Here is a 23,409-nt window from a genome sequence, read left to right as displayed (position 1 = left end):
CGGCGCGGCAGGATCGGCGCATGACGCCCGAGGAGTTCCGCGCCGCCGGTCACGTGCTCGTCGACTGGATCGCCGACCACCGGGCGCGCGTGCCCGACCTCCCGGTCGCCGCGCAGGTGCGCCCCGGCGAGGTCCGTGACGCCCTCCCGGCCCACGCCCCCGACCAGCCCGAGTCGTTCGCCGACGTCCTCGCCGACCTCGACCGCGTCGTCGTCCCCGGCGTCACCCAGACCCAGCACCCGGGCTTCTACGGGTGGTTCCCGAGCAACGCGAGCCTGGCCAGCGTGCTCGGCGACATCGCGTCCGGCGGCATCGGGGCGCTCGGCATCACCTGGCAGTCGGCGCCCGCGCTCACCGAGGTCGAGCAGGTCGTCACCGACTGGCTGCGCGACCTGTGCGGACTGTCGCCGCAGTGGCGCGGCGCCATCCAGGACACCGCCTCCACGGCCTGCCTCGTCGCGATGCTCGCCGCACGCGAGCGGGCCAGCGACGGCTCCGAGCACCGGGGCGGCCTGCAGGCCCTCGACGCCCCGCTCGTCGCCTACACCTCGCCGCACGCGCACTCCTCGGTGCCGAAGGCGGTGCTGCTGGCCGGCTACGGCGCGGACAACCTCCGGTACGTCGACGTCGACCCGGTCACCTACGCGATGGACCCCGAGGCGCTGCGCCGGGCCATGGCCGAGGATGCCGCAGCCGGCCGGGTGCCGGCGGTCGTCGTCGCCGCGGTCGGCACGACGGGCACGACGGCGATGGACCCCGTTCGCGCGATCGTCGACGTCGCCGGCGAGCACGGGGCGTGGGTCCACGTCGACGCCGCGATGGCCGGCTCGGCGATGCTCCTGCCCGAGATGCGCCACCTCGTCGACGGCGTCGAGGGCGCCGACTCCCTCGCCTGGAACCCGCACAAGTGGATGGGCACGATCCTCGACACCTCGCTGCTCTACGTCCGCGACGTCGACCACCTCGTGTCGGTGATGTCGACGACGCCCTCCTACCTGCTGGCGAGCACCGATGCCGAGGTCGTGCAGTACAAGGACTGGGGCATCCCGCTCGGCCGGCGCTTCCGTGCCCTCAAGCTGTGGTTCCACCTGCGCCTCGACGGGGTGGAGGCCATCCGCGCGCGGCTGCGCCGCGACCTCGCCAACGCGCGCTGGTTCGCCGAGCAGGTCGGGGCCGAGCCCGGATGGCGCGTGCTCGCCCCGGTCGAGCTCCAGACGGTGTGCGTGCGCCACGAGCCGGAGGGCCTCGACGGCGACGCCCTCGACGCGCACACGCTCGCCTGGGTCGAGGCCGTCAACGCCACGGGGCGGGCCTTCCTCGGGGCCAGCCGGCTCGACGGCCGGTGGATGGTGCGGGTGTCGGTCGGCGCCGAGGCCACCGAGCGCGAGGACGTCGAGGCGCTGTGGGCCCTGCTGCGCGAGGTCGTGGCCGGCCCGGCGGCCTGAGCACGGCCGGAAGCACCCCCTCGGCCGTCCGGCCGCGACTTTTCGCGAGTTGCGCTCGATTCCGGGTGCTCGGTGTCACACTCGCCCCGAGAAGCAGAGGGAGAGAGATGGCCGAGGTCAGACACACACGGAGCCACGCGATCGCCGGCGTGGCCATGGGGCTCGGCGCGGTGCTCGTCATGCTCGGCACGCTGTTCCCCATGCTGCGCGTCTCCGGCGGCAGCGTCTCCGCGACCCTGTGGGGCGCGATGGGCCTCCAGCTCGACCACGGCGCCGTCGCGCTCGCCGGCTCGTTCCGCACCTACGTCGTCCTCACCGCCGTCTGGGCCGGGCTGATGGGCATCGCCCTCGTCCTCACCCAGGTGCGGTACGTCGGGCCGGTCTGGCGGGTGGCCGCCCTCGTCGGGCTGAGCGCCGCCGCCTTCGTGGCCTTCGTGCTCTGGGCGCTCGTCCTCGACCCCATCACCGTCGTCGGCCGGCCCACGTGGTTCACCGGCAACGCACCGCTGCTCGTGTCCGGCCTGCGCGGGGCGACCCTCGAGGCCGGTGTCGGACTCTGGCTGCTCACCGTCGGGTGCGCCGTCGCGGTGCTCGCCGCGTTCGTGCCGGCCTTCCACACCCACCGCGTCATCAAGACCCACAACTCCGCCCGCGGGCTCGAGCCGGGCTGGTACCCGGCACCGAACAGCCGCCGCCGCACCCGGTACTGGGACGGCGAGAAGTGGACCGTGGGCGCCTGAGCGCCGCGCTGACCTAGGCTCTGCCACGAGGTGCCCACCGGCACCCGAGGGGAGGAGCGATGACCGCCGCACCCGCGCGGGCCCGGACCGGGACGAGCCGGCTGGCCGCCGTCGTCCTGGCATCCCTCGTCGTGCTCGTCGACCTCGCGCTGGTCATCGGGTGGGTGGTCCTGCTCGTCACCGACGAGGGGTGGACCCGCATCCTCTGGGGGGCCCTCGGCCTGCTCGTCCTCTGGCAGCTGAGGCCGCACCCGACCCGCGTCGACCGCCACGCCGTCCCACTGCCCGAGTCGGCGGCACCGGGCCTGCACGCCCTCTGCGCGGAGGTCGCGGCCGCCGTCGGCGCCCGGCCCCCGGACCGTGTGGTCGTCGACACCACCTACCCCGTCCGCGTGCAGCCAGCGGGCTACCTCGGCCGGGCCACCCTCGTCGTCGGCCTGCCGCAGTGGACGGCCCTCGACCCGGGGGAGCGGGTGGCCGTGCTCGCCCACGAGCTGGCCTGCTCGGGCGTCCGGCGCGCGCCGTCGGGTGTGCTCGTCCGCCTCGCCGACGACCTGTTGGCCAGCGCGCGGACCATCCTCACCCCGACGCGGGTGGTCACCGCCGACGCCCTCGCCATCGAGCAGTCCACGGGTGCGTTGGGTGTCATCGGCCCGGGCGACGAGCTGGCCGGAAACCGGATGCGGCGCGAGGCGTCGGCGGCCCTGGGCGGCGCCGGGATGGCCGTCGTCGGGGCGCCCGTCCGGGCCCTCCAGGCCGGGCTCGCCCGCGCGTGGCGCCCGACCCTGCGCGACGCGGCGTTCGCCGCGGACCGGGCCGCGGTCGAGGTCGCCGGGACCCCCGCCGTGCGTGGCTGGCTGCTGAGCACCGCCGGCGTGCCGCGCGGGCTCACCGCGGCGAACAACGCCGCCCGGACCCCCGGCACCGACCCGTTCACCGCCATGGAGTCGGCGCCGCGGCCCGAGCCGGCCGAGCTGCGGGCCCGGCTGGAGGCCGACCCGGGGGCGGCCGTCGACGGCGAGCACCCGCCCACCGCCGAGCGGCTGCGCCTCGTCGACGCCGCCGACCCCGTGGCGGCCCGCACCGTCGAGTGGGGCGCGCTCGCCGCGGCGGACCGCGACGTCTTCGCGGCCCGGGTCCCGCTCACGCCGCGCTTCCGCGACGAGCTGGTCCACGGTCGCTCCTGAGCGGTCGCTCGGTCGGGCGCCGGGCGCACGGCGCCGGGCGCCGGGTGTCGCGGTCAGGCCGTCAGGGCCTCGGGCAGCGGCTCGGTGTGCACGACGGTCAGGGCCGACACGGCGCGCGTCAGCACGACGTAGAGCCGCCGGAGACCCGTGCGCAGGTCGGGCTCGGCCGCGACGACGGCGGCGGGTTCGACGACGACGACGCGGTCGAACTCCAGGCCCTTGGCGATGCTCGCCGGCACGAGCTCGACCTGGCGGTCCTCGTCGTCCCCGTGCTCGGCGTCGAGGCGGCCGTGCCCGATGCCCGAGCGGGTCAGCGCCGCCGAAAGGGCGTCGACGAACGCGTCCGGCGCGATGACACCGACGGACCCCGGCTCGTCGAGCGAGCCGCGCACCGCGTCGACGACCGCCGCCGACCGTCGCGCCGGATCGGCGGCGACGACGTCGAGCCGTCCGGGGTTCTCGCGCACCGATCTCGGCGCCCCGAGACCGGGAGCCATCGACGGCAGGAGCCGGGCCGCGAAGTCGATGACGAGCCCGGGGACGCGGAAGCCGCGGTCGAGGGTGACCAGCTCGTGCTGCGGACGGCCGAGGTGACCCATCGCCGTCGACCACGAGTCGGTCGCCCACGGGGTCGTGCCCTGCGCGATGTCGCCGAGCACCGTGAGGCTGCCGGTCGAGGCCCGTCGCCCGACCGCGCGCAGCTGCATGGGGGAGAGGTCCTGGGCCTCGTCGAGCACGACGTGCCCGAGGCTGGGCGTGCGGTCGAGGAGGTCGGCGAGCTCGTCGAGGAGCGCGAGGTCGGCACGCGTCCAGCGAGCGGCGCCCTTGGTGCGGGGCGGCTTGTCCCACAGGAGCATCCGCTGCTCGTCGTCGGTGAGGACGCCGTCGGCCGCGGCCGCCAGCGCCTCGGGGTCGGAGAGCAGCGAGAACAGGACGCCTGCGGGGTCGAGGGCCGGCCAGAGGTCCTTCGCGTACGCCCGGACCGGTGCCGACCGGGCGATGGCGTCCTGCGCGGTGTCGCCCGGGAAGTCTCCGGTGGCCTCGATGCGCAGCATCACGAGGTGGGCGAGCCGCTGGGGGAGGAGGTCGCGCGCCGCCGAGTACCGCACCCCGCGACGTGCCAGGGCGTCGACCTCGTCCTGCACGTCGTACGCGGGCACCCGCCAGCGCCGTGAGCCGCGCGGCACGACCATCGCCTCCTCGGCGCGACCGACGGTGCGCCACACCGCGGTCCGCAGCACCTCGGCCATCCGCGCGTCGCCCTTGAGGACGGCGACGTCGGTGGCGTCCTCGGCGCGGACGCGGGCGTGGTCGAGGAGGGTGTCGATCGTCGCGTGCTGCACCCGCACCTCACCGAGCGAGGGCAGGACCGCGCCGATGTGGTCGAGGAAGGCGCGGTTCGGGCCGACGACGAGGACGCCCGAGCGGTCGAGCCGGTCGCGGAACGAGTAGAGCAGCCAGGCCGCGCGGTGCAGCCCGACGGCGGTCTTGCCCGTGCCGGGGGCTCCCTGCACGCAGATGCTCGTGCCGAGGTCGGAGCGGACGATCTCGTCCTGCTCGGGTTGGATCGTCGAGACGATGTCGCGCATCGGGCCCGAGCGCGGGCGCTCGATCTCCGCCGCGAGGATCGTGCTGTGGTCGGCGGCCTCGCCGCGGTCGACGTGCTCGTCCTCGTAGGCGGTCAGCCGCCCGCGGTCGACCCCGAACCGGCGCCGGAGGCCGACGCCCATCGGCTCGGCGGGGGAGGCCCGGTAGAACGCGGTCGAGATGGGGGCGCGCCAGTCGACGACGACCGGGTCGCCGTGGGTGTCGCTGACGTGCCGCCGGCCGATGTGGAAGGTCTCGGGGCCGTGGTCGGTGCGGGTGTCGATGCGCCCGAAGAAGAGCGTCGTGCGCGGGTCGTCCTGCAGCGAGGCGACCCGCCGGGCCAGGACGAGGTCGAGGTAGGCGGCGTTGAACGCGTCGGCGGCGGTCGTGACGTCGAGGCCCTCGACCGTCTCGCGCATCCGGCGCAGCTGGTCGCGGGCGTGGTCGAGGTGGGCCTGCTCGCGGGCGAGCACGTCGTCGACGGGTGGGGTGGACGGATCGGCGGTCGGCGTGGGCACGGCGGAGCCGCCTCCTGTTTCCGGGTGGGTTCTCATACTGGCGAACCGATGATGGTACACCCGTGAGGGGCTGCGGCGGAACCCGTTCGGGCCGCGAGGCAGAAGCCGTTCAGACCCGGCGGGGGACCTTCCCGGTCCAGGTGAGGACGCGGCACATCGCGTGGTGGAAGCCGTCGCCGTCGGGGTGGAACATCAGCGGGCAGCCGCCGTCGATGACGGTCATGCCGTGCTCGCGCCCCCACGCCGCCGCCTCGTCGGAGACCGAGCCGGCGCCGATCGACCGGTGCATCCACACCGACGTGACGCCCGCGTCGAGCGCCTGCTCCATCGTCTCGCGGGCGTGCTCGGGCGCGGTGGCGAGGACGACGGCGTCGACGCCCCCGGGAACGGCCTGCACGGTCGGGTACGACGGGTCGCCCTCGACCGTGTCGACCGCGGGGTTGACGGCGAAGACCTCGTAGCCGTGCCCGCGCAGCCAGGTGTAGACGGCGTTGCTGCCGTGGCCCTTCGGCGCGTGCGACACCCCCGTCACCGCGATGCGGCGGTGGTCGAGGAACTCCTGGGCGGCGACGCGGGTCGGGATGGTCGTCGTGGTCATGGCGGTGCCTTCTCTCTCTCACTCCGACTGTGGCACCGCTCGTCCCGCGACGCTGTTCCGTGGGGCACATCCGGGGGCCCTGTCGGCGGCCTGCGGCACAGTGGGCACATGGACCGCTCGACCGCACCCCTCCAGGTCGTCATCGACACCGTCGACCCCGCCGCGCTGGCCACGTTCTGGGCGGGCGCCCTCGCGCCGCGCGGGTACGTCATCCCCGACCCCCGGGCGGGTTCGCCGACTGGCCGGCCTTCCTCGCCGCCCAGGGCGTCCCGCCGGAGCGGTGGAACGACGCCTCGGCCCTGGAGTCCGAGGGGCAGCCGCGCATCTTATTCCAGCGGGTCCCGGAGCCGAAGACCGGCAAGAACCGCGTGCACGTCGACCTGCTGGCCGGGGGCGGTCCGTCGGTGCCGCTCGAGCTGCAGCGCGAGCGGGTCGCCGCCGAGGTCGCCCGGCTCGAGGCGCTCGGCGCCACCCGGGTCGACGAGCACGCCGACCTCGGGGTCCACTGGGTGACGATGCGCGACCCGGAGGGGAACGAGTTCTGCGTCTGAGCCGTCCCACGGGGGCTGGCGTGTCCGTGTCGGGTGCGCGAGCATGTCCCTCGAGCGACGTGGGAGGCGCAGTGGAGCAGCTGGGGGAACCGACCGAGGCCGAGCGTGCCTGGGTGGAGGGCAGCATCGCGCTGGTCGCCGACTCCGGGGTCGACCTCGACGACGCCGACGCCCTGGGCCGGGCCTTCGACGCGGAGGCCGCCCGGTGGTTCGCCACCGCGGCCGCCGAACGGGGCGACCCCAACGTCCTGGTCAACGCCTTCGGACTGGCCGTCGGCGAGCACCTGCGCCGCACCTGCGACCTGCGCTGGGTCGTGGCCACCGACGACGACGGCACCGAGATCGCGCTGCACCGCGAGCCGTTCGACGTGCGCGTCCACCCGACCGCGATGGTGGCCCGCCGCTGGTTCGACGGCACCGAGGGCGAGGTGCAGGCGCTCGTCGCGGCCGTCAAGGAGTCCCTGGCCGGGATCTACGACGACGCCTGAGGCCTGCACCTCGCCCGCGGCGGCCCGCCGCGGCAGTGCGCGTCAGCCCTGCGCGAGGAAGGCGTCGATCTGGTTGATGGCCGAGCGCGCGCCCTCCTCCATCCCCATGTCGAGCACGGTCTGGAGCGCCTCGGCACTGTCGTAGGTGGTCGTGAAGACCGACCGGGTGCCACCGTCGGTGGCCTCGAACGCGTAGGTGCTCTGCGAGACCGGCATGTCGGGGTTGGGCGTGAGGTCCTCGTGGGCGAACCCGTCGTTGAAGGTGAACTGCGACGTCGGCTCCACGCCCGTGATGTCCCAGTAACCCGCGAACTTCTCGCCCTCGGGGGAGGTCATGTAGTAGGTGCTGCGGGTCCCCGGCCGCAGGTCGTGGTCGACGAAGGTCGCCGGGTACTCCGGCGGGCCCCAGACCCGCTCGAGCTGGCGCGGGTCCGCGTAGAGCGCCCAGACCCGCTCGACCGGGGCGGCGAACTCGGCTGTGATGGTCAGGGTGCGGGTCTCGACGTCCTTGGTGATGTCGGTGACGGGCATGTCAGGTCTCCTCGGTGAGTAGTGCGTCGATGCGGTCTATCCGCCCCCGCCAGACGTCCTCGAGCTCGTCGAGCATCGAGGCGACGGACCGGACGGCCGCCACGTCACCGCTGGCCAGCTGCTCGCGACCGTTGCGTCGCTTCGTCAGCAGGCCGGCCCTCTCGAGGACGGCGACGTGCTTCTGGACGGCGGCGAAGCTCATGTCGTAGCTCGCCGCCAGGGCCGTGACCGAGTGCTCCCCGGCGAGGACACGGCGCAGGATGTCGCGGCGGGTCCGGTCGGAGAGCGCGTGGAACAGGGCGTCGGCCCGGTCCTCGCTGGTCTCGTTCACGGACACAACATACAACCAAATGGTTGTATGTTGTCAACCCCGCCGACTCGACCGGATGGGGGAGGGGCCGCGGATGTGACACATCCCGCACGCTCGGGGGTAAGCATCCGCCGGAGCGCTGGGTCGTCGCAGGCCGCTGACCTGCGACGACGCGGAATTCCCCGACCCTCTCAGGCGGTCCTTGGCGGCCTCGCACGACTTGTCCCGTGTCCGGCACCTCGACACCCTCGAGAGGATGGAGACCACCACCCGGCGCCCCGCGCTGCCCGCCCTCACCGGCCTGCGCGCGCTCGCGGCCGGGTGGGTCGTGGTCTTCCACTACCGCGAGGAGCTGCTGACCCTCCAGCCCGCGCTCGCCCCGCTCGACACCCTGATGCGGGCCGGCTACCTCGGCGTCGACCTCTTCTTCGCCCTCAGCGGGTTCGTCCTGGCCTACACCTACGCCGACCGGATGCGTTCCTTCCGGCGGGGCGACAGCGCGCGGTTCGTGCGCAACCGGTTCGCCCGGGTGTGGCCGGTGCACGTCCTGGCCCTGCACGTCGACCTGGCGCTGGCGGCGCTCGTCGGCACCCTCGGCACGACCACCGAGGGCATCCGTCGCACTGGCGGGGCGTACCTCGAGAACCTCGGGATGGTGCACTACTGGGTCAACGACCGGCCGAGCTTCAACTCGCCGGCGTGGTCGATCAGCGCGGAGTGGTTCGCCTACCTGCTCGCGCCCCTGCTCTTCGTCCTCGTCGCCCGGTTGCGGCGGGCGGGCTCGGCCCTGGCCCTGGCCGGTGCCTCCTACGCCGTGATGCTCGGCATCTACGCGACGATGGCGCTGCCGAACGGCAACCTCGAGAACATGTTCTGGGTGCGCATCATGGGCGAGTTCCTCGCCGGCGTGCTGCTCTGCCTCGCCTGGACGCGGGGCCGGGCTCGCCTCGGTGGCCTCGCCGTCCTGCTGCCCGTCACGGTCGCGGTCGTGGCCCTCGTTCCCGAAGCCTCCGGCGGTCACTACTGGGCGGCGCCGGCGCTCGGGCTCGGGGTGGCCGGGCTCGCGGCGTCGTCCGGGACGCTCGTGCGGGTGCTCTCGTGGCGCTGGGTCGTCGCGGCCGGCGAGGCCTCCTACGCCCTCTACATGGTGCACTGGCTCTTCGAGCGCCCGATCGAGTGGGCCACCGGCCTGGCCGCGGGCGACCCGTGGGCCTCGACGCTCGTGCTTGTCGCGGTGGTCGGCGTGCTCGGGGCGACCGCGCACCTCGTCGCCACCCGGGTGGAGCAACCCGCCCGCCGCCGGCTCGTGGGTCGTCCTCGCCGGAAGCCCGCACCCAAACCGGCGGTGCCGCCCGCCACCGAGGTTCCCGAGCGCCCGGCCCACGCCCTGGCCGCCCTGCGCTGAGCGGACGACGCGCTAGCGTCACCGCGTGGGTGTCGCCGCGGACCTGTCCTACGTCCTCGCACCACCGACGGCGCTGCACCGGGCCGTGCGGTCGGCCGCCGCGACGCGCGCCGGTGCAGCGCTGCTCGCCCACACCCTGCCGACCCTCGACCGGGCGGTCAGCACCCTCTCCCGCGGGCGGACGACGGCGTGCGCCCTGCTCAGCGGGCTGCCCGTCCTCGTCGTGACCACGACCGGCCGACGCACCGACCGGCCGCGGGAGACCCGGCTCATCGGGGTCCCCGTGGGCGGCACCCTCGCCCTGCTCGGCACGAACTTCGGCCAGGCCCGGACGCCCGCGTGGGTGCTCAACCTCGAGGCCGACCCGCGGGCCACGGTGGCCCACCGTGGTGCGGTCGTCCGCGTGGTCGCCCGCGAGGCCGACCCGGCGGAGCGCGTCGAGGTGCTCGACCTCGCCGAGCTGGTGTACGTGGGTTTTCCTCGCTACCTCACGCGGGTGCCGCACCGGCGCGTTCGGATCCTGTTGCTGGAGAACGCGGTCGACCAGCCCGGTTGATGTCGAGGAGGTGAGTCAGGCGCTCATCCGCACGGGGGCGGCCATCCCCCCGCGACCGGACCGGGCGGAGCCCGCCCGGCGCAGCACGAGGGCCGCGACGTCGTCGTCGGACGAGGAGTCGCCGACCTGGGCCAGCACCTCCTGCAGGCCATGGTCGAGGGAGGTGTTCGACAGCCCTCGGGCCGCCGTCCGCAGCCGGGCCAGGCCGGCCTCGATGTCCTCGCCGCGGCGCTCGACGAGCCCGTCGGTGACGAGCAGGAGGGCGTCACCCTGCCCGAAGGCGACCTCGCGGCTGCGCCGACCGGCGGCGAGGCCGAGGGGCGGCCCGTCGGCGTCCGGCAGGCGGTCGACCCGCCCGTGGGCCCGCAGGACGAAGGGCGGCAGGTGCCCGGCGTTGGCGACCTGCACCGTGCCCTCGGCGGAGTCGGCGAGGACGTAGACGAGCGTCACGAGCTGCTCGGTGTCGAACTGCACGACCATCCGGTCGAGGGCGTCGAGCACGGCCGCGGGGGACGGGTCGGAGGAGGCGAAGGCGCGGACGGCGGCGCGCATCTGGGCCATTGCCGCCGAGGCCGCGACGCCCCGGCCCATGACGTCGCCGACGAACGCGACGTACCGACCGTCGGCGAGCGGGAAGGCGTCGTAGAAGTCGCCGCCGACCTCGGTACGCCCGGACGGCTCGTAGCGCCAGGCCACCTCCCAGTCGGGGGTGCCGGCGAGGTCGTCCGGGAGCACGGCGCGCTGCAGCTGCTCGGCGACCGCACGGGTCTGGCCGTAGAGGTCGGCGTTGTCGATGGCGCTGGCGGCCCGTCGGGCCAGGTGCTCCGCGAAGCGCACGTCGTCCTCGTCGTAGCGGCGGCCGGGGTCGCTGGAGGCCCAGGTGAGGACGCCGGAGACCTGGCCGCGCACGAGCAGGGGGACGGCGAGGATGCTGCGCATCCCGAGGTCGCGCATCGCCGCGAGGTGCTCGGCGTTGCGTGCGGACGTCGCGAGCATCTCGTCGGTGACGTCCTGCACGAGCAGTGGTTCGCCGGTGCGGACCACCGTGGCCAGCCCGCGGGGGTGCTCGTCGCTCGCCGGCCAGCGCTCCTGCAGCCGGGAGACGAGCACCGCCCGGGCGGGGTCGGCGTGTGCGGCGGCGAGCCGGTGCAGGCCGCCGTCGCGGACGATGTCGATGGCGCACCAGTCGGCGAACCGCGGCACCGTGAGCTGGGTGACGCGGGCCGTGGTGGCCTCGAGGTCGAGGCTGCTCGCCAGCTGGATCGAGGCCTCGGCGAGGAAGGCCAGCCGGCCGGTCTGCTTGGCGGCCACGGCGGCCGCCTCGATCCGGTCGAGCGACTGGGCGCAGGTGTCGGCGAGGACGTCGAGGAACTCGAGCTCGGCCGGGTGCAGCTCGACGGCGTCCGGGATCGAGAGGTGGATGGCCCCGATCGTCCGGCCCCCCGTGCGCAGCGGCACCGTGACGGTGGTGCGCTCGCCCCGCCGGGCGCTGGTCAGCTCGGGGTAGCGCTCAGCGATCTCGGCGGCGCCGACGAGCACGATGCGCTCCCCGGTGCGCACGGCCTCCGCGAGGGTGTTCGGGGAGGCGAGGGGGAAGACCTGCCAGCCGGCCGCCTCGTCCGCCGCGAGTCCGCGCAGGCCGATGAGCCGCACCTCGTCGGCGCCCTGGAGCAGCCCGAGCGCGGCGATGGTGGCGCCGACCGCGTCGGCCATGTGCTGGGTGACGATCTTGCTCACGGCGTCGACGGTCGTGGCCGTCGTCAGCTCGTTCGTCACGTGGGCGAGCTCGGTGAGGGTCTCGCCGACGTGGCGGGGCATCCGCGGGCGGCGCGGCTCGCCGGATCGTGTCTCCACGAGCGCATCCTCGCAGGTCAGGCGCAAAACATCAGCCCGTGACATTCGGTGCGCGCGTGGTGTAGTGCGCCGGCGGGGTCACACCGGGGGGTCACGCCGGGCGGTCCTCCTCACGCAGCCGTGGCTCGGTGCGGCGCTCGGGGTGGATGCCGCGCTTGTCGCGGTAGAACTCGCGGACGAGGTCCATGTCGTGACGGACGTCGGGCGTGGCGGTGATCGTCGGACCGAAGCCGGCGGTGCGGCTGGGGCCGTCGATGAACGCCAGCGCGATGGGCAGCCTGGCGGAGCGGGCGATCCGCCAGAAGCCCGACTTCCAGTACTCGCCCTTCTCGCGGGTGCCCTCGGCGGCGAGGATGAGGAGGAACGGCTCGCCGCTGCGGGCCTCGCGCACGAGCCGGCGGACCACCTCGCCGGGGTGGTCGCGGTCGAGGGGGATGCCGCCGAGGCGCTGCAGCAGCCAGCCGAGCGGCCCGCGGAACAGCTCCTGCTTGATGAGCACCCGCGGGGTGACGCCGCCGCGCCACATGACGAGCAGCATCATCACGAAGTCCCAGTTGGACGTGTGCGGGGCGCCGACGAGGATGCCGGTGCGGGGGACGTCGCCGACGGCGGTCCAGCGGGCGGCACGCAGGACGGCTCGGGCGAGGGCGGCGCGCATCGGGGTGTCCTCCTCGGGGATCGCGGGCGTCCACCTCACCGTACGGGGGTGCTGGTGGCGGGCGCGAGGGGCGGTCGCCGGACGGGCGGCGGGGTGGGTGCGACGGGTGGTGCGGGCGGGGTGTGGAAGTAGTCGCGGGGTTGGCAATTATGTTGCTGCACAATGATTTCGGGTCTTCTCGTGTCTTGTTCGTGTCGGTGGTGCGGGGTAGGATGGTGGCACAGGGAGGGGGCCTCGATGAACACCAGCGCGGCAGCCGTGGAGAGCGCGACATACACCGTCGAGTGCGCCGTGCGAGGGCTCGACGCCGCCGTCCACGCACCGTCCGGCCACCTGTCGTTCGACGAGTGGGCGGGTCTCGTCGGGCGCTGCCAGGAGCTCGTCAACCGGCTCGTCGCCGTGCAGGACGTCGCCGTGGCGGCTGCCGCGCGGTTCGAGAACGTCTGGGACGAGGACGGCACGGTCGGCACCGTCGAGCACGCCCCGGGCCGCGTGGCCCTCGACGTCGCCGACCTGGTCGCCCCCGAGCTGGGGATGTCCCACCACCAGGCGCAGCGCCGGGTCGTGGCCGCCGTCCGTCGCTGCGGCCGCGACGCCCTGCCCGTCGGCGCTCCCGGCCGGCCGCGACCCACGGGTCTCGACGCCCTCCACGCCGCGATGCGGGCCGGACGCCTCGATGCCTTCCGCGCCGACGTCGTCGCCGACGAGCTGCTCGAGGCTCCCGCCGGGGTGGCCGAGGCCGTCCTCGCCGCCCTCGAGCCGCACCTCGACGTCGAGGCGGCAGCCGTCCTGCGCCGCCGGACGCGTCGCCTCCTGGCCCGCATCTCGCCCGACCTGCTCCGGCAGCGCGCGCAGCGGGCCCGGCGCGAGACCGGTCTGCGGCGCTGGGTCGCGGAGCCGGGGGTCGACGCCTGGTTCGGCACCTTCCCCTCCGAGGAGTCGGCCGCGGCCTGGTCCGCCGTCGACCGGCTGGCGCGCCAGTACGTCACCGAGGGCCGGTGCACCTCGATCGAGCAGGCGCGCGGGCGGGCGCTGACGGACCTCGTCATGCAGCACGCCGACATCCGGGTGAAGCTGGTCCTGACGACACCGGTCGACCAGTCGCGCACTCCCACAACGGCACCCGCGGTCTCGGGGCCGGTGGGTGCACCGTCTGGACGGTCCGACGACCTCGTGCAGGTCCACGGCGCCCGCCCGGGCGAGCCGATGCTCGTCGAGCGGGGGTGGCTGCTGCGGATGGTCGCTGCCGAGGGCGCCGAGGTCGTCACCCGCCCGTGCGACGCGGGCACCGGTGCGCTCCTCGACCCCGCCGGTGCTCTGTCCCGCGACGGCTACCGGCCGAGCGATCTGCTCGTCGAGCTCGTCAAGGCCCGCGACGGCCGATGCCGCTTCCCGGGGTGTTCGGTGGCCGCGCGCTTCTGCGATCTCGACCACGTCCGGCCCTGGCCCCTCGGCCCGACCGCCGCGGCCAACCTCATGTGCCTCTGCCGCCGGCACCACCGCATCAAGCAGTCACCCGGGTGGTCGGTGCGCCTCCTGCCCGACGCGAGCGCCGAGTGGACGGACCCGACGGGACGTCGCCGGATGACCGAGCCGCTGGACGCCCTCGACCACGTCGTGCTGCCGCTGGATCCGGCTGCCCCGGTCGAGGAGCACGCACCGCCCGCGGGTCCTGCCCTGCCGAGCGTCCTGGAGGAGGCGTGCGAGCGACGCCTCGAGCAGCACGGCGCCGCCCTCCGCCACCGCTGTGCCCTCGCTGACCGCGAAGCGGCCGCCCGCCGACATCGAACGCGTGATCCGAACGACTCGGTCCCACCCTTCTGACCCCGGGCCACGGTGACGGGTGGCCTTGCGCCGTCGATGCGGCACGGGGCGACGAGGTCCGCGCCGCCGACCTGGCCGGGCGCTCTCGGCGCCCCCGGCAGTCGTCTCTCGGCTCGGCACCGGCGGGGTCGCGTGATGCCCGAGAGTGGGTTGCTCAGGGATGTATACGGGCCACTCGTGCGGCGTCGTCGGCGGAGAGGCCCAGCCGTTGGAGGGCCTGACGGCGCCGGGCCAGTCCCGGGCCCTCCAACCCGTCGCCCCGCGACACTGCTCGAGCAAGGACGGCATCACGCAGGTCGTGATCGCTGAGCTGGTAGAGCCAGCCACCGGAGGTGGGCCACGGACCGTCCGGACCGTGAGCGGGCGGGTCCATCCACGGGGGCCGTTCGAGGTCGAAGACGATCTTCTGCTGCATCATCACGTTGGCGTGGGCGAAGATGCACTCGAGGACCGGGTTGTGGATCCGCATCGGCTGGAACCTGATGGTCTGGGACTCCACGTCCCGGGAACTGTTCCCGTCCCGCTGGGTCAGGGTGACCTGCAGAGCCATCCCAGGCCGAGCGTCGAGGTCGTCAGCCGGTAGGCGATGAACGTGCAGGACAAAGCCCCCGTCGATGTCGGTCTCGCTCGGGTCGATGTGCCAGGCGCACGCGACCTCCTGGTCCATCGAGACGATCTTGGTGGGCCAGGTCTCGGTGCTGGAGGCGAGGTCGGTCCACGTCGCAGGTCCCGGGACCACGAAGACACCGCTCAGGCTGTGGTCCGCCAGGCCGTTCTTCGTGATCGTCAGCCCGTTCACGGTGAGGCCGTAGGTCGACTCGTCGACCTTCGCCGGAACCCGGATGGCGAACGTCTCATCGGTTGTCCGACGCTCCAGTACGAACGTGTCTCCTCTGTGCCCGCAGTCTCCCTCCTCGGTCTCCAGGATCCGGCGGAGCGGACGCCCGAAGCGGGACTCGCCGACCTTCGTGTGGCTGACGTCCAAGCGGCCCTCGCCGGAGGTGGACCAGCCATAGGTGCCCCAGAGCGTGTAGTTCCATGACTTGTCTCCGACATAGTCCTTGATGGTGTGCTGCACCAAGGTGCCGGAGCCCGTCAGGCCGCTGACCGGACACTCGTCGGATGGGATGACCCAGAGCGTCGAGTGCAGGTCCTCGTCCGCATCGAGGGCGAGAGGGAAGTGCGCGAGGACGTCGCTGATGACCTCGGCAAGGGTGATCTTGCGGACCTCGGCCTGGATCTTCGGCTTGACCGTCGTGGTGAAGTCGTTGCGGAGCCGCGCCGAGAGGGCCCCGCCGTACCCCGGAGAGGTGAACGTCAGCGCCGGGTCGTTGGGGTCGGGAGACGCCAGCACTCCCACTGTGATGCCCTCGAGGTATTCGCGCACGAACCTCTCGATGACCGGTGCGGACTTCGTCTGCACGGACTTCACGAAGTCCTCGGAGCTGCTGTCCCTCTCGGCCAGGCCCAGATAGACGAGCAGGAGGCCCGGGACGACGACCTTCGCTCCTCCTCCGGGTGGGCGGAAGGTCAGTGGCGCCAGCGTGGCGCTGACGTGCCCGTAGGCCTCGGGGATCGCTGCCTGCGTGCCTTCGGCCACCTCGTCCGGAACGGGATCCCCCCGCCCGACGTGCACCCACGTGAACGACACCCTGGACGCATCGATCAAGGTCTTGCCCGGCTGTGGAAGGACGGCGTCGAGGTCGAGGCTGATGGTCGAGGCATCGACGACGACGTAGCCGACCATGACGTAGGGCTCGTCGACTCCCTCTTCGCCGTTGACGTTCTCGAGAGTCGTGACGTCTACAGCCATGCTTCGTGCCATCGCGGCCCCTTCGGTCGCCGACATGGTCCCAGAGGGCGAAGAGGCCGGGCAATGGAGTAACCGGGCTACGCGGTCGTGGCCGGCGCCTTGTCTCGCGTGTCATCGGAGCGCCGCAACCGACGCCAGCGCGGCGCGTTCATCTCCACCCGCGCCGCGCGGCGTGCGCTGTGCCGTCGCGCCTGACGTGCTCCTCGAGGGCGCGATCAGCCGCCGGAGGGCTCTCTCACCTCGGCGCGGTCGATGTCGCCGTCGACGAGGTCCTCGGCGGCCCGGACGAGCAGCGGGTGCAGGTCGGTCTCGCCACGACGGACCCGCGCGAGGAGCTCGTGGCGCATCCGCGGCTCCCAGAACTTCTTGATGTGCGTCGCGATCTCCTCGGCGGCCTTCTCGCCGGGGAGGGACTCGAAGTTGCGGACGAGGTCGAGGCCGAGCCGGACGACGGGCGGGACGGAACCGCTCACCGGCGCCGCCTCGCCATCGCCCCGGCGGGCATCGGGGTCGACTCCGCGACCGGTGCCGCACCGGCCTCGGCGCGCGTGGCCTCGGTGGCCACGGTCACCTGGACGGCCGTCACCTTGTACTCGGGGCAGTTGGTGGCCCAGTCCGAGTTCTCGGTGGTCACGACGTTGGCGCCGGTGACCGGGTGGTGGAACGTCGTGTAGACGACGCCGGCCGGCATCCGCTCCGACACCTGGGCGGTCAGCCGGGTGGCCCCGACGCGCGAGGACAGCTCGACGACGTCGCCGTCCTTGATGCCGCGCAGCTCGGCGTCGGACGGGTGGATCTCGAGGACGTCCTCGGGGTGCCACGTCGAGTTCGGCGTCCGACGGGTCTGCGCGCCGACGTTGTACTGCGACAGGATGCGACCCGTCGTCAGCACGAGCGGGAACCGGCGGTTCGCCCGCTCGGTGGTCGGCACGTACACCGTGGTCGTCAGCTGCCCGAGCCCGCGGACGAACGAGCCCACGTGCATCGTCGGCGTGCCGTGCGGTGCGGCGTCGGTGACCGGCCACTGCAGCGAGCCCTCGGCGTCGAGCCGGGCGAACGACACCCCGGCGAACGTCGGTGTCGTGGCGGCGATCTCGTCCATGATCTCGGCCGGCGACCCGTACGACATCGGGTAGCCCATGGCCGTCGCGATGTCGGCCACGACCTGCCACTCGTCGCGCCCGACGCGGGTGGGCATCACCGGGCGGACCCGGTTGATGCGCCGCTCGGCGTTCGTGAAGGTGCCGTCCTTCTCGAGGAACGAGGTGCCCGGAAGGAACACGTGGGCGAAGCGTGCCGTCTCGTTGAGGAACAGGTCCTGGACGACGACCAGCTCCATCGCCAGCAGTGCGGCCTCGACGTGCTGGGTGTTCGGGTCGGACTGCGCGATGTCCTCGCCCTGCACGTACAGCCCGAGGAACGACCCGCCGATCGCGGAGTCGAACATGTTCGGGATGCGCAGCCCCGGCTCGGGCTGGATGGTGACGCCCCACAGCGACTCGTAGATCTCGCGGACCTCGGGGCGCGACACGTGCCGGTACCCGGGCAGCTCGTGCGGGAAGGAGCCCATGTCGCACGAGCCCTGCACGTTGTTCTGGCCGCGCAGCGGGTTGACGCCGACGCCCTCGCGCCCGAGGTTGCCGGTGAGCATCGCGAGGTTGGCCATCCCCATGACCATCGTCGAGCCCTGGCTGTGCTCGGTCACCCCCAGGCCGTAGTAGATGCCCGCGTTGGGTGCGGTGGCGTACAGCCGTGCGGCAGAACGCAGGTCGGCAGCCGGGATGCCGGTCTCCGACTCCATCACCTCGGGGGAGTGCTCCGGGTCGGCGATGAACTCGAGGTAGCCCTCGACGTCCTCGCAGCGCTCGCGCAGGAACGCCTCGTCGTGCAGACCCTCGGTGACGATGACGTGCGCCATGGCGTTGACGAAGGCGACGTTCGTGCCCGGCCGCACCGGCAGGTGGAACGCGGCCTCGACGTGCGGCGAGCGCACGAGGTCGATGCGGCGGGGGTCGGCGACGATGATCTGCGCGCCCTGGCGCAGCCGGCGCTTCATCCGCGAGGCGAACACCGGGTGCGCGTCGGTGGGGTTGGCGCCGATGAGCAGCATGACGTCGCACTGCTCGACGGAGCGGAAGTCCTGGGTACCCGCCGAGGTGCCGAAGGCGTGGTTCAGGCCGTACCCGGTGGGGGAGTGGCAGACCCGCGCGCAGGTGTCGACGTTGTTGTTGCCGAACGCGGCCCGCACCATCTTCTGGACGACGTAGACCTCCTCGTTGGTGCAGCGCGAGGAGGAGATGCCGCCGATCGACCCGACGCCGTGCTTCTCCTGGATGGCCCGGAAGCCCTCTGCGACACGGGCGATCGCCTCGTCCCACGACACGACGCGCCACTCGTCGTCGATGGTGTCGCGCACCATCGGCTCCATCTGCCGGTCGTCGTGGCTGGCGTACCCGTACGCGAAGCGGCCCTTGACGCAGGAGTGCCCCTCGTTGGCGCCGCCGTCCTTCCACGGCGTCATCCGCACGACGCGCGTGTCGTCGCCGGTGCCCTGCACCTCGGCCTTGAACGAGCAGCCGACGCCGCAGTACGCGCACGTCGTGACGACCGAGCGGGTCGGCATACCGAGCTGCACGACCGAGCGCTCGGTGAGGGCGTCGGTGGGGCAGGCCTGCACGCACGCGCCGCACGAGACGCACTCGGAGGAGAGGAAGTCGGTGCCGCCGGGGCTGATCCGCGAGTCGAAGCCGCGCCCCTCGACGGTCAGGGCGAAGGTGCCCTGGGTCTCCGAGCAGGCCCGGACGCAGCGCGAGCAGACGATGCACGCCGCGGGGTCGTAGTCGAAGTACGGGTTCGTGTGGTCGGTGGTGTCGGCGAGGTGGTTCGCGCCGTCGAGCCCGTAGCGGACCTCGGCCACCCCGGTCTCCTGAGCGAGCCGCTGCATCTCGCAGTTGCCCCGCGCGCAGCCGTCGCAGTCGGTGGGGTGGTCTGAGAGGTAGAGCTCCATGACGTTGCGGCGCAGGTCCTTCACCTGCTCGGTCTGCGTGCTGACGACCATCCCGTCGGCGCACGGCGTGGTGCACGACGCCGGCGTGCCCTTGCCGCCCTCGACCTCGACGAGGCAGAGCCGGCAGGACCCGAACGCCTTGAGCGAGTCGGTGGCGCACAGCTTCGGCACCGCGATGCCCGCCTCGGCGGCGGCCCGCATCACCGAGGTGCCGACCGGCACGGTGACCTCGCGGCCGTCGATGGTGACGGTGGCCTGCTCCTCGGACGCCACGCGCGGCGTGCCGTAGTCGGTCTCGTCGATGATGGTCATGGCCGGGCTCCTCCGGGGGTGCTCGTGGCTGACTCGGGCATGTCGTCGGTGACGGCCTCTGCGGCGGCGGGCTCGACGCCGAAGTCCTCGGGGAAGTGCTCGAGGGCGCTGCGCACCGGCATCGGCGTCAGGCCGCCCATCGCGCACAGCGAGCCCTTGGTCATCGTCGTGCAGAGGTCGTCGAGGAGGACGAGGTTGGCCTCGCGCTGCGTGCCCGCGCGGATCCGGTCGATGACCTCGACACCGCGGGTCGAGCCGACCCGGCACGGCGTGCACTTGCCGCAGGACTCCTTGGCGCAGAACTCCATCGCGAAGCGGGCCATCGCGCCGGCGTCCATCGAGTCGTCGAACACGACGATGCCGCCGTGCCCGACCATCGCGTCGGCGGCCGCAAAGGCCTCGTAGTCCATCGGGAGGTCGAACTTGGCCGGCGGGAGGTACGCCCCGAGCGGCCCGCCCACCTGCACCGCCTTGACCGGCCGGCCGGACGCGGTGCCGCCGCCGAAGTCCTCGACGAGCTCGCGCAGGCTGATGCCGAAGTCGGCCTCGACGATGCCGCCGTGCGCCACGTTGCCGCCCAGCTGGAAGACCTGCGTGCCCCGGCTGCGACCCGTGCCGAGTGCCGCGTACGCCGCGCCCCCGTCGGCCAGGACCATCGGGACCGCCGACAGGGTGAGCACGTTGTTGACGACGGTCGGCTGCCCGAAGAGGCCCTGGAGCGCCGGGATCGGCGGCTTGGCCCGCACCTCGCCGCGCTTGCCCTCGAGCGAGTCGAGCATCGAGGTCTCCTCGCCGCAGATGTAGGCGCCGGCGCCCACCCGCACGTCGAGGTCGAAGCGGTGGCCGCTGCCGAGCACCGACCCGCCGAGCACACCGTGCGCGTACGCGATGTCGATGGCGCGGCGCAGGGTGCGGATGGCGTGCGGGTACTCCGAGCGGAGGTAGACGAAGCCCTCGGTGGCCCCGACCGCGACGGCGGCGATCGTCATCCCCTCGATGAGCGTGAACGGGTCGCCCTCGATGAGCATCCGGTCGGCGAAGGTGCCGGAGTCGCCCTCGTCGGCGTTGCAGCAGACGAACTTGACGTCGGCGGAGGCCTTGCGGACGGTGTCCCACTTGATGCCCGCGGGGAAGCCCGCACCGCCGCGGCCGCGCAGCCCGGACTCGGTGACCTCGGCGACGACCTGCTCGTCGGTCAGGGTCAGCGCCCGCTCCAGGCCGGCGAGGCCGCCGTGCGCGCGGTAGGCGGCGAGGTCGGTGGGCTCGGTGACGCCGACGCGCGTGAAGGACACGCGGTGCTGGCGGGCGAGCCACGGGTGCTCGTCGACGACCCCGACGCAGCGGTCGCCGTCGTCGAGGGCCCCGGAGAGCACGGCGTCGACGTCGCCGGGCTCGACGTTGGCGTAGCCGACCCGGCCGCGGTCGGTCTCGAGCTCGACGAGGGGCTCCAGCCAGAGCATCCCGCGGGAGCCGTTGCGCCGGACCGTGACGCCGGCGGCCTCGAGGGCCGCGGCCACGGCGTCGGCCCCCACGGAGAGGGCGGCGGCGTCGCAGGGGACCCAGGCGACGGGGCTCATCGGACCCACTCCTCGGTGAGGGCGTCGAGGCGGTCGGGGGTCAGGCGGGCGTGCAGGGTGCCGTCGAGGGTGCCGGACGGGCCGAGCGCGCAGTTGCCGAGGCAGAACACCTCGCCGACCTCGACCTCGGTGGAGCCCGCCCAGCGGTCGGACGCGGCGGCGTAGGTGGCCTCGGCGCCGCGGGCCTGGCAGGCCTCCGCGCGGCACAGGGCGACGCGGTGCGTGGCCGGGGGAGTGCGGCGGAAGTCGTGGTAGAAGCTCACGACCCCCAGGACGTCGGCGCGGCTGAGGTTGAGGACCTCGGCGATGACCGGGACGTCGTCGTCGTGCACGTGGCCGTGGGTCTCGACCACCTCGTGGAGGATCGGCAGCAGCGGTCCGCGGACTCCGGCGAGCTGCTCGGCGATCGAGCGCACCGACGCGGCGCGCTCGGGGTCCGCCGGGGCGGGGGCGGGAGCGGGGCTGGGTCCTCGCTGGCGCACGGGGGTCCACCTCTCTGTGGGGCCGGTCACGTCCCAGCAGCGTACGACGGACCCGCCGGTAGCAGCAGGGGCGACGCGACACGTCCCGCGCCGGGAGCCCGTCCCGCCCTTTCCGCCCCGGCAACCCGGACGGCGTCATCGCGGCGCCGGGGTGGGGGAGCGCACGGGACCATCCGCGCCGATCCGGCCGAGGGTCACACCGGGATGGGCGGGCCGAGCACCTCGAGCCCGTAGCGGGGCCCGACCTCGTTCCAGCGGGCGATCTCCTCGGGCATCGTCAGGCCCTCGCCGTCGCCGGGGACGTGCATCCCGGCCGCCGGGACCCCGACCTCGTCGTAGAGGTCCATCAGCCCGCCCGGCGTGGTCATCGACACGAAGCGGGCCGGCCGCTCCCCACGGATGCGGAAGGCGTGGGGCACCCCGAGCGGCAGCCAGAGGAAGGACCCGGCCGTCAGCTCCACGCGCTGCTCGCCCGCGACGTAGTCGACGACGCCCTCGAGGACGAGGAGCGCCTCGGCCTCCCGGGTGTGCCGGTGCAGCGGGGTGGCGATGCCCGGTGGCTGGGTGACGAGGGAGACCCCGAGGGCCCCGGCGCTCTGGTCGGCCGTGACGAGGTGCTCGAAGAGCGAGCCCATGGCCCAGGTGCCCGGGCCGTCCCCGGTGCGGTGCACGACGACGCCGTCCACGGCGCCTCCCTCCATTGGCCCGAACTGGCTTCGGACGAATACTGGTACGGTAGGCCGCGTGCCGGACCCCGTCAAGACCCGCCGCTACCGCTCACCGCTGAGGGAGGAGCAGGCCGCCGCGACCCGACGCTCCGTGCTCCTCGCGGCCCGCGACCTCTTCGCCGCCGAGGGGTACGCGGGGACGGCCGTCGCCGAGGTCGCCCGGCGGGCCGGCGTCTCCGTCGACACGGTCTACGCGAGCGTGGGCCGCAAGCCCCAGCTGCTCCTCGCGGTCCACGACATGGCGCTCGCCGGCGGCGACGAGGAGGTTCCGTCGCTCGAGCGGGACTACGTGACGGCCGTCCGCGCGGCCCCGACGGCCCGGGCCAAGCTCGAGGTGTACGCGGCGGCCCTCGGCGAGCGGCTGCCCCACGTCGTCCCGCTCGTCGAGTCCCTCCGCGAGGCAGCCGCCACGGACCCGGCCTGCCGCGAGGCGTGGGAGGGGCTGGAGCGCCGCCGCGCCGACAACATGCTCCTCCTGACCCGCGACCTGCGGGCCGGCGGCGGTCTGCGCCCCGACCTGGACGACGCCGCGGTCGCGCACCGGCTCTGGATCGGCAACAGCGCCGCGTACTACCGTCTGTGCACCGCCGACGGGCGATCGCCGGAGCACTACGTGGCCCTGGTCCTCGAGTCCTGGACGGCCACGCTCCTCGCCGATTAGGGCAGCCGTACCCCCGCTGGTAATCTCGGTCACTGCCGTCACATCGGCCGCGGATCCAGAGAGCCCCGGTGGACCAGCCCGGGAGCGCCGCGCAGCAGAAACCAGAACAGGAGTCGTCGCCCCATGCCGCTGAGCACCGACGTCAAGAAGCAGATCATGACCGAGTACGCCACGACCGAGGGCGACACCGGTTCCCCCGAGGTCCAGGTCGCGCTCCTCACCCAGCGCATCAAGGACCTCACCGAGCACAGCCGCCAGCACAAGCACGACCACCACTCCCGTCGTGGCCTGCTCCTGCTCGTCGGCCGTCGCCGCCGGCTCCTGCGCTACCTGGAGAGCATCGACGTCGAGCGCTACCGCTCGCTCATCAAGCGCCTCGGCCTGCGTCGTTGAGACTTCCGAGAGGGCGGTCCCCGCATTCGTGCGGGGCCGCCCTTCTCGCATGAGTGGGCCCGTCCCGCTCGGAAGAACCCACAACTGAACATCGAGCACGACCGGCGCCACCCGGCGCCGTGAAGGACACACCCGCGCACAACGACGATGCGCGTGCGTGAATGACACGAGAGAAGGAGGCCCC

The 23,409-nt window shown here is 73.6% G+C and carries 22 protein-coding genes; 10 read left to right on the top strand and 12 right to left on the bottom strand.

From position 1 onward, the window contains the following. Positions 1 to 20 precede the first annotated feature (20 nt). The 3 genes from G7075_RS09085 (at position 21) to G7075_RS09075 (ending at position 3,372) form a co-directional block, all read left to right on the top strand. The gene (locus G7075_RS09085) at positions 21 to 1,445 is read left to right on the top strand and encodes a pyridoxal-dependent decarboxylase (protein WP_166121179.1); all 1,425 of its coding nucleotides are present in this window, start codon (positions 21 to 23) and stop codon (positions 1,443 to 1,445) included. 107 nt (positions 1,446 to 1,552) lie between these two features. After that, positions 1,553 to 2,185, top strand: a complete 633-nt coding sequence (locus G7075_RS09080; RefSeq protein WP_166121176.1) for a DUF2510 domain-containing protein — start codon at positions 1,553 to 1,555, stop codon at positions 2,183 to 2,185. A gap of 59 nt (positions 2,186 to 2,244) precedes the next feature. Next, positions 2,245 to 3,372, top strand: a complete 1,128-nt coding sequence (locus tag G7075_RS09075; RefSeq protein WP_166121173.1) for a M48 family metallopeptidase — start codon at positions 2,245 to 2,247, stop codon at positions 3,370 to 3,372. A 53-nt stretch (positions 3,373 to 3,425) separates the two neighbouring features. Here the strand turns inward: G7075_RS09075 and G7075_RS09070 are convergent, their stop codons facing one another. Together G7075_RS09070 and G7075_RS09065 are read right to left on the bottom strand one after the other, a co-directional pair. After that, positions 3,426 to 5,513 (bottom strand): AAA family ATPase, encoded by a 2,088-nt coding sequence (locus tag G7075_RS09070; protein WP_166121170.1) that lies wholly within the window; start codon positions 5,511 to 5,513, stop codon positions 3,426 to 3,428. Positions 5,514 to 5,586: 73 nt separating this feature from the next. Continuing rightward, positions 5,587 to 6,075, bottom strand: coding sequence for a CoA-binding protein (locus tag G7075_RS09065; protein ID WP_166121167.1), 489 nt, complete (start codon positions 6,073 to 6,075; stop codon positions 5,587 to 5,589). Positions 6,076 to 6,104: 29 nt separating this feature from the next. On the opposite strand from G7075_RS09065, the gene G7075_RS09060 reads away from it, so the two are divergent. Beyond that, the gene (locus G7075_RS09060; RefSeq protein ID WP_371814218.1) at positions 6,105 to 6,626 is read left to right on the top strand and encodes a VOC family protein; all 522 of its coding nucleotides are present in this window, start codon (positions 6,105 to 6,107) and stop codon (positions 6,624 to 6,626) included. 113 nt (positions 6,627 to 6,739) lie between these two features. Next, positions 6,740 to 7,114: a DUF3806 domain-containing protein gene (locus G7075_RS09055; protein WP_166121165.1), complete on the top strand. Its 375-nt coding sequence runs from the start codon at positions 6,740 to 6,742 to the stop codon at positions 7,112 to 7,114. 42 nt (positions 7,115 to 7,156) lie between these two features. Here the strand turns inward: G7075_RS09055 and G7075_RS09050 are convergent, their stop codons facing one another. Together G7075_RS09050 and G7075_RS09045 are read right to left on the bottom strand one after the other, a co-directional pair. Beyond that, positions 7,157 to 7,645 carry an SRPBCC domain-containing protein gene (locus G7075_RS09050; protein WP_166121163.1) on the bottom strand — a complete coding sequence of 163 codons (489 nt, stop codon included), beginning with the start codon at positions 7,643 to 7,645 and terminating at the stop codon, positions 7,157 to 7,159. A gap of 1 nt (position 7,646) precedes the next feature. After that, positions 7,647 to 7,976, bottom strand: coding sequence for a helix-turn-helix transcriptional regulator (locus G7075_RS09045; protein WP_166121160.1), 330 nt, complete (start codon positions 7,974 to 7,976; stop codon positions 7,647 to 7,649). Between the two features lie 235 nt (positions 7,977 to 8,211). Here G7075_RS09045 and G7075_RS09040 point away from each other — a divergent pair, with 235 nt between their 5' ends. Beyond that, positions 8,212 to 9,360 carry an acyltransferase gene (locus tag G7075_RS09040; protein ID WP_166121157.1) on the top strand — a complete coding sequence of 383 codons (1,149 nt, stop codon included), beginning with the start codon at positions 8,212 to 8,214 and terminating at the stop codon, positions 9,358 to 9,360. Between the two features lie 25 nt (positions 9,361 to 9,385). Further along, complete coding sequence (locus G7075_RS09035; protein ID WP_166121154.1) at positions 9,386 to 9,916, top strand: nitroreductase family deazaflavin-dependent oxidoreductase; 531 nt, start codon at positions 9,386 to 9,388, stop codon at positions 9,914 to 9,916. 15 nt (positions 9,917 to 9,931) lie between these two features. Here G7075_RS09035 and G7075_RS09030 read toward each other — a convergent pair whose 3' ends face one another. Continuing rightward, positions 9,932 to 11,770: a GAF domain-containing SpoIIE family protein phosphatase gene (locus G7075_RS09030; RefSeq protein WP_166121152.1), complete on the bottom strand. Its 1,839-nt coding sequence runs from the start codon at positions 11,768 to 11,770 to the stop codon at positions 9,932 to 9,934. A 91-nt stretch (positions 11,771 to 11,861) separates the two neighbouring features. Continuing rightward, a complete protein-coding gene (locus G7075_RS09025; protein ID WP_371814217.1) occupies positions 11,862 to 12,467 on the bottom strand; it encodes a 1-acyl-sn-glycerol-3-phosphate acyltransferase in 606 nt (201 codons plus the stop codon). Positions 12,468 to 12,665: 198 nt separating this feature from the next. Between G7075_RS09025 and G7075_RS09020 the strand changes: the two genes are divergently transcribed. Next, positions 12,666 to 14,252, top strand: coding sequence for an HNH endonuclease signature motif containing protein (locus tag G7075_RS09020; protein WP_166121150.1), 1,587 nt, complete (start codon positions 12,666 to 12,668; stop codon positions 14,250 to 14,252). A 154-nt stretch (positions 14,253 to 14,406) separates the two neighbouring features. Here G7075_RS09020 and G7075_RS09015 read toward each other — a convergent pair whose 3' ends face one another. From G7075_RS09015 to G7075_RS08990, 6 genes are all read right to left on the bottom strand, one after another. Further along, complete coding sequence (locus G7075_RS09015; RefSeq protein WP_166121147.1) at positions 14,407 to 16,065, bottom strand: hypothetical protein; 1,659 nt, start codon at positions 16,063 to 16,065, stop codon at positions 14,407 to 14,409. Between the two features lie 215 nt (positions 16,066 to 16,280). Further along, entirely contained in the window at positions 16,281 to 16,538 is a 258-nt protein-coding gene (locus G7075_RS09010; RefSeq protein WP_166121144.1) for a formate dehydrogenase subunit delta, read from the bottom strand. Continuing rightward, positions 16,535 to 19,384, bottom strand: a complete 2,850-nt coding sequence (gene fdhF / locus G7075_RS09005) for a formate dehydrogenase subunit alpha (protein WP_166121141.1) — start codon at positions 19,382 to 19,384, stop codon at positions 16,535 to 16,537. The genes G7075_RS09010 and fdhF overlap by 4 nt, the downstream gene beginning before the upstream one ends. After that, entirely contained in the window at positions 19,381 to 20,961 is a 1,581-nt protein-coding gene (locus G7075_RS09000) for an NADH-ubiquinone oxidoreductase-F iron-sulfur binding region domain-containing protein (RefSeq protein WP_166121138.1), read from the bottom strand. The genes fdhF and G7075_RS09000 overlap by 4 nt, the downstream gene beginning before the upstream one ends. Then, the gene (locus G7075_RS08995) at positions 20,958 to 21,473 is read right to left on the bottom strand and encodes an NAD(P)H-dependent oxidoreductase subunit E (RefSeq protein WP_240917988.1); all 516 of its coding nucleotides are present in this window, start codon (positions 21,471 to 21,473) and stop codon (positions 20,958 to 20,960) included. Before G7075_RS08995 ends, G7075_RS09000 begins: the two co-directional genes overlap by 4 nt. A 164-nt stretch (positions 21,474 to 21,637) precedes the next feature. Continuing rightward, positions 21,638 to 22,129 (bottom strand): cupin domain-containing protein, encoded by a 492-nt coding sequence (locus G7075_RS08990; protein ID WP_166121135.1) that lies wholly within the window; start codon positions 22,127 to 22,129, stop codon positions 21,638 to 21,640. A gap of 58 nt (positions 22,130 to 22,187) precedes the next feature. Between G7075_RS08990 and G7075_RS08985 the strand changes: the two genes are divergently transcribed. Beyond that, complete coding sequence (locus tag G7075_RS08985; RefSeq protein ID WP_166121132.1) at positions 22,188 to 22,832, top strand: TetR/AcrR family transcriptional regulator; 645 nt, start codon at positions 22,188 to 22,190, stop codon at positions 22,830 to 22,832. A gap of 123 nt (positions 22,833 to 22,955) precedes the next feature. Continuing rightward, entirely contained in the window at positions 22,956 to 23,225 is a 270-nt protein-coding gene (gene rpsO / locus G7075_RS08980; RefSeq protein WP_166121129.1) for a 30S ribosomal protein S15, read from the top strand. Positions 23,226 to 23,409 lie beyond the last annotated feature (184 nt).

Origin of the sequence: Phycicoccus sp. HDW14 (assembly GCF_011383005.1) — a bacterium.
GTDB lineage: Bacteria > Actinomycetota > Actinomycetes > Actinomycetales > Dermatophilaceae > Phycicoccus.
The sequence above is the reverse complement of the archived record's forward strand: the minus strand, read 5'-3'. Positions and strand labels throughout refer to the sequence as shown.

Coding starts and splice junctions, on each gene's coding strand:
- G7075_RS09085 (WP_166121179.1), top strand. CDS start 21: ATGACGCCCGAGGAGTTCCGCGCCGCCGGTCACGTGCTCGTCGACTGG.
- G7075_RS09080 (WP_166121176.1), top strand. CDS start 1,553: ATGGCCGAGGTCAGACACACACGGAGCCACGCGATCGCCGGCGTGGCC.
- G7075_RS09075 (WP_166121173.1), top strand. CDS start 2,245: ATGACCGCCGCACCCGCGCGGGCCCGGACCGGGACGAGCCGGCTGGCC.
- G7075_RS09070 (WP_166121170.1), bottom strand. CDS start 5,513: ATGAGAACCCACCCGGAAACAGGAGGCGGCTCCGCCGTGCCCACGCCG.
- G7075_RS09065 (WP_166121167.1), bottom strand. CDS start 6,075: ATGACCACGACGACCATCCCGACCCGCGTCGCCGCCCAGGAGTTCCTC.
- G7075_RS09050 (WP_166121163.1), bottom strand. CDS start 7,645: ATGCCCGTCACCGACATCACCAAGGACGTCGAGACCCGCACCCTGACC.
- G7075_RS09040 (WP_166121157.1), top strand. CDS start 8,212: ATGGAGACCACCACCCGGCGCCCCGCGCTGCCCGCCCTCACCGGCCTG.
- G7075_RS09020 (WP_166121150.1), top strand. CDS start 12,666: ATGAACACCAGCGCGGCAGCCGTGGAGAGCGCGACATACACCGTCGAG.
- G7075_RS09015 (WP_166121147.1), bottom strand. CDS start 16,065: ATGGCTGTAGACGTCACGACTCTCGAGAACGTCAACGGCGAAGAGGGA.
- fdhF (WP_166121141.1), bottom strand. CDS start 19,384: ATGACCATCATCGACGAGACCGACTACGGCACGCCGCGCGTGGCGTCC.
- G7075_RS09000 (WP_166121138.1), bottom strand. CDS start 20,961: ATGAGCCCCGTCGCCTGGGTCCCCTGCGACGCCGCCGCCCTCTCCGTG.
- rpsO (WP_166121129.1), top strand. CDS start 22,956: ATGCCGCTGAGCACCGACGTCAAGAAGCAGATCATGACCGAGTACGCC.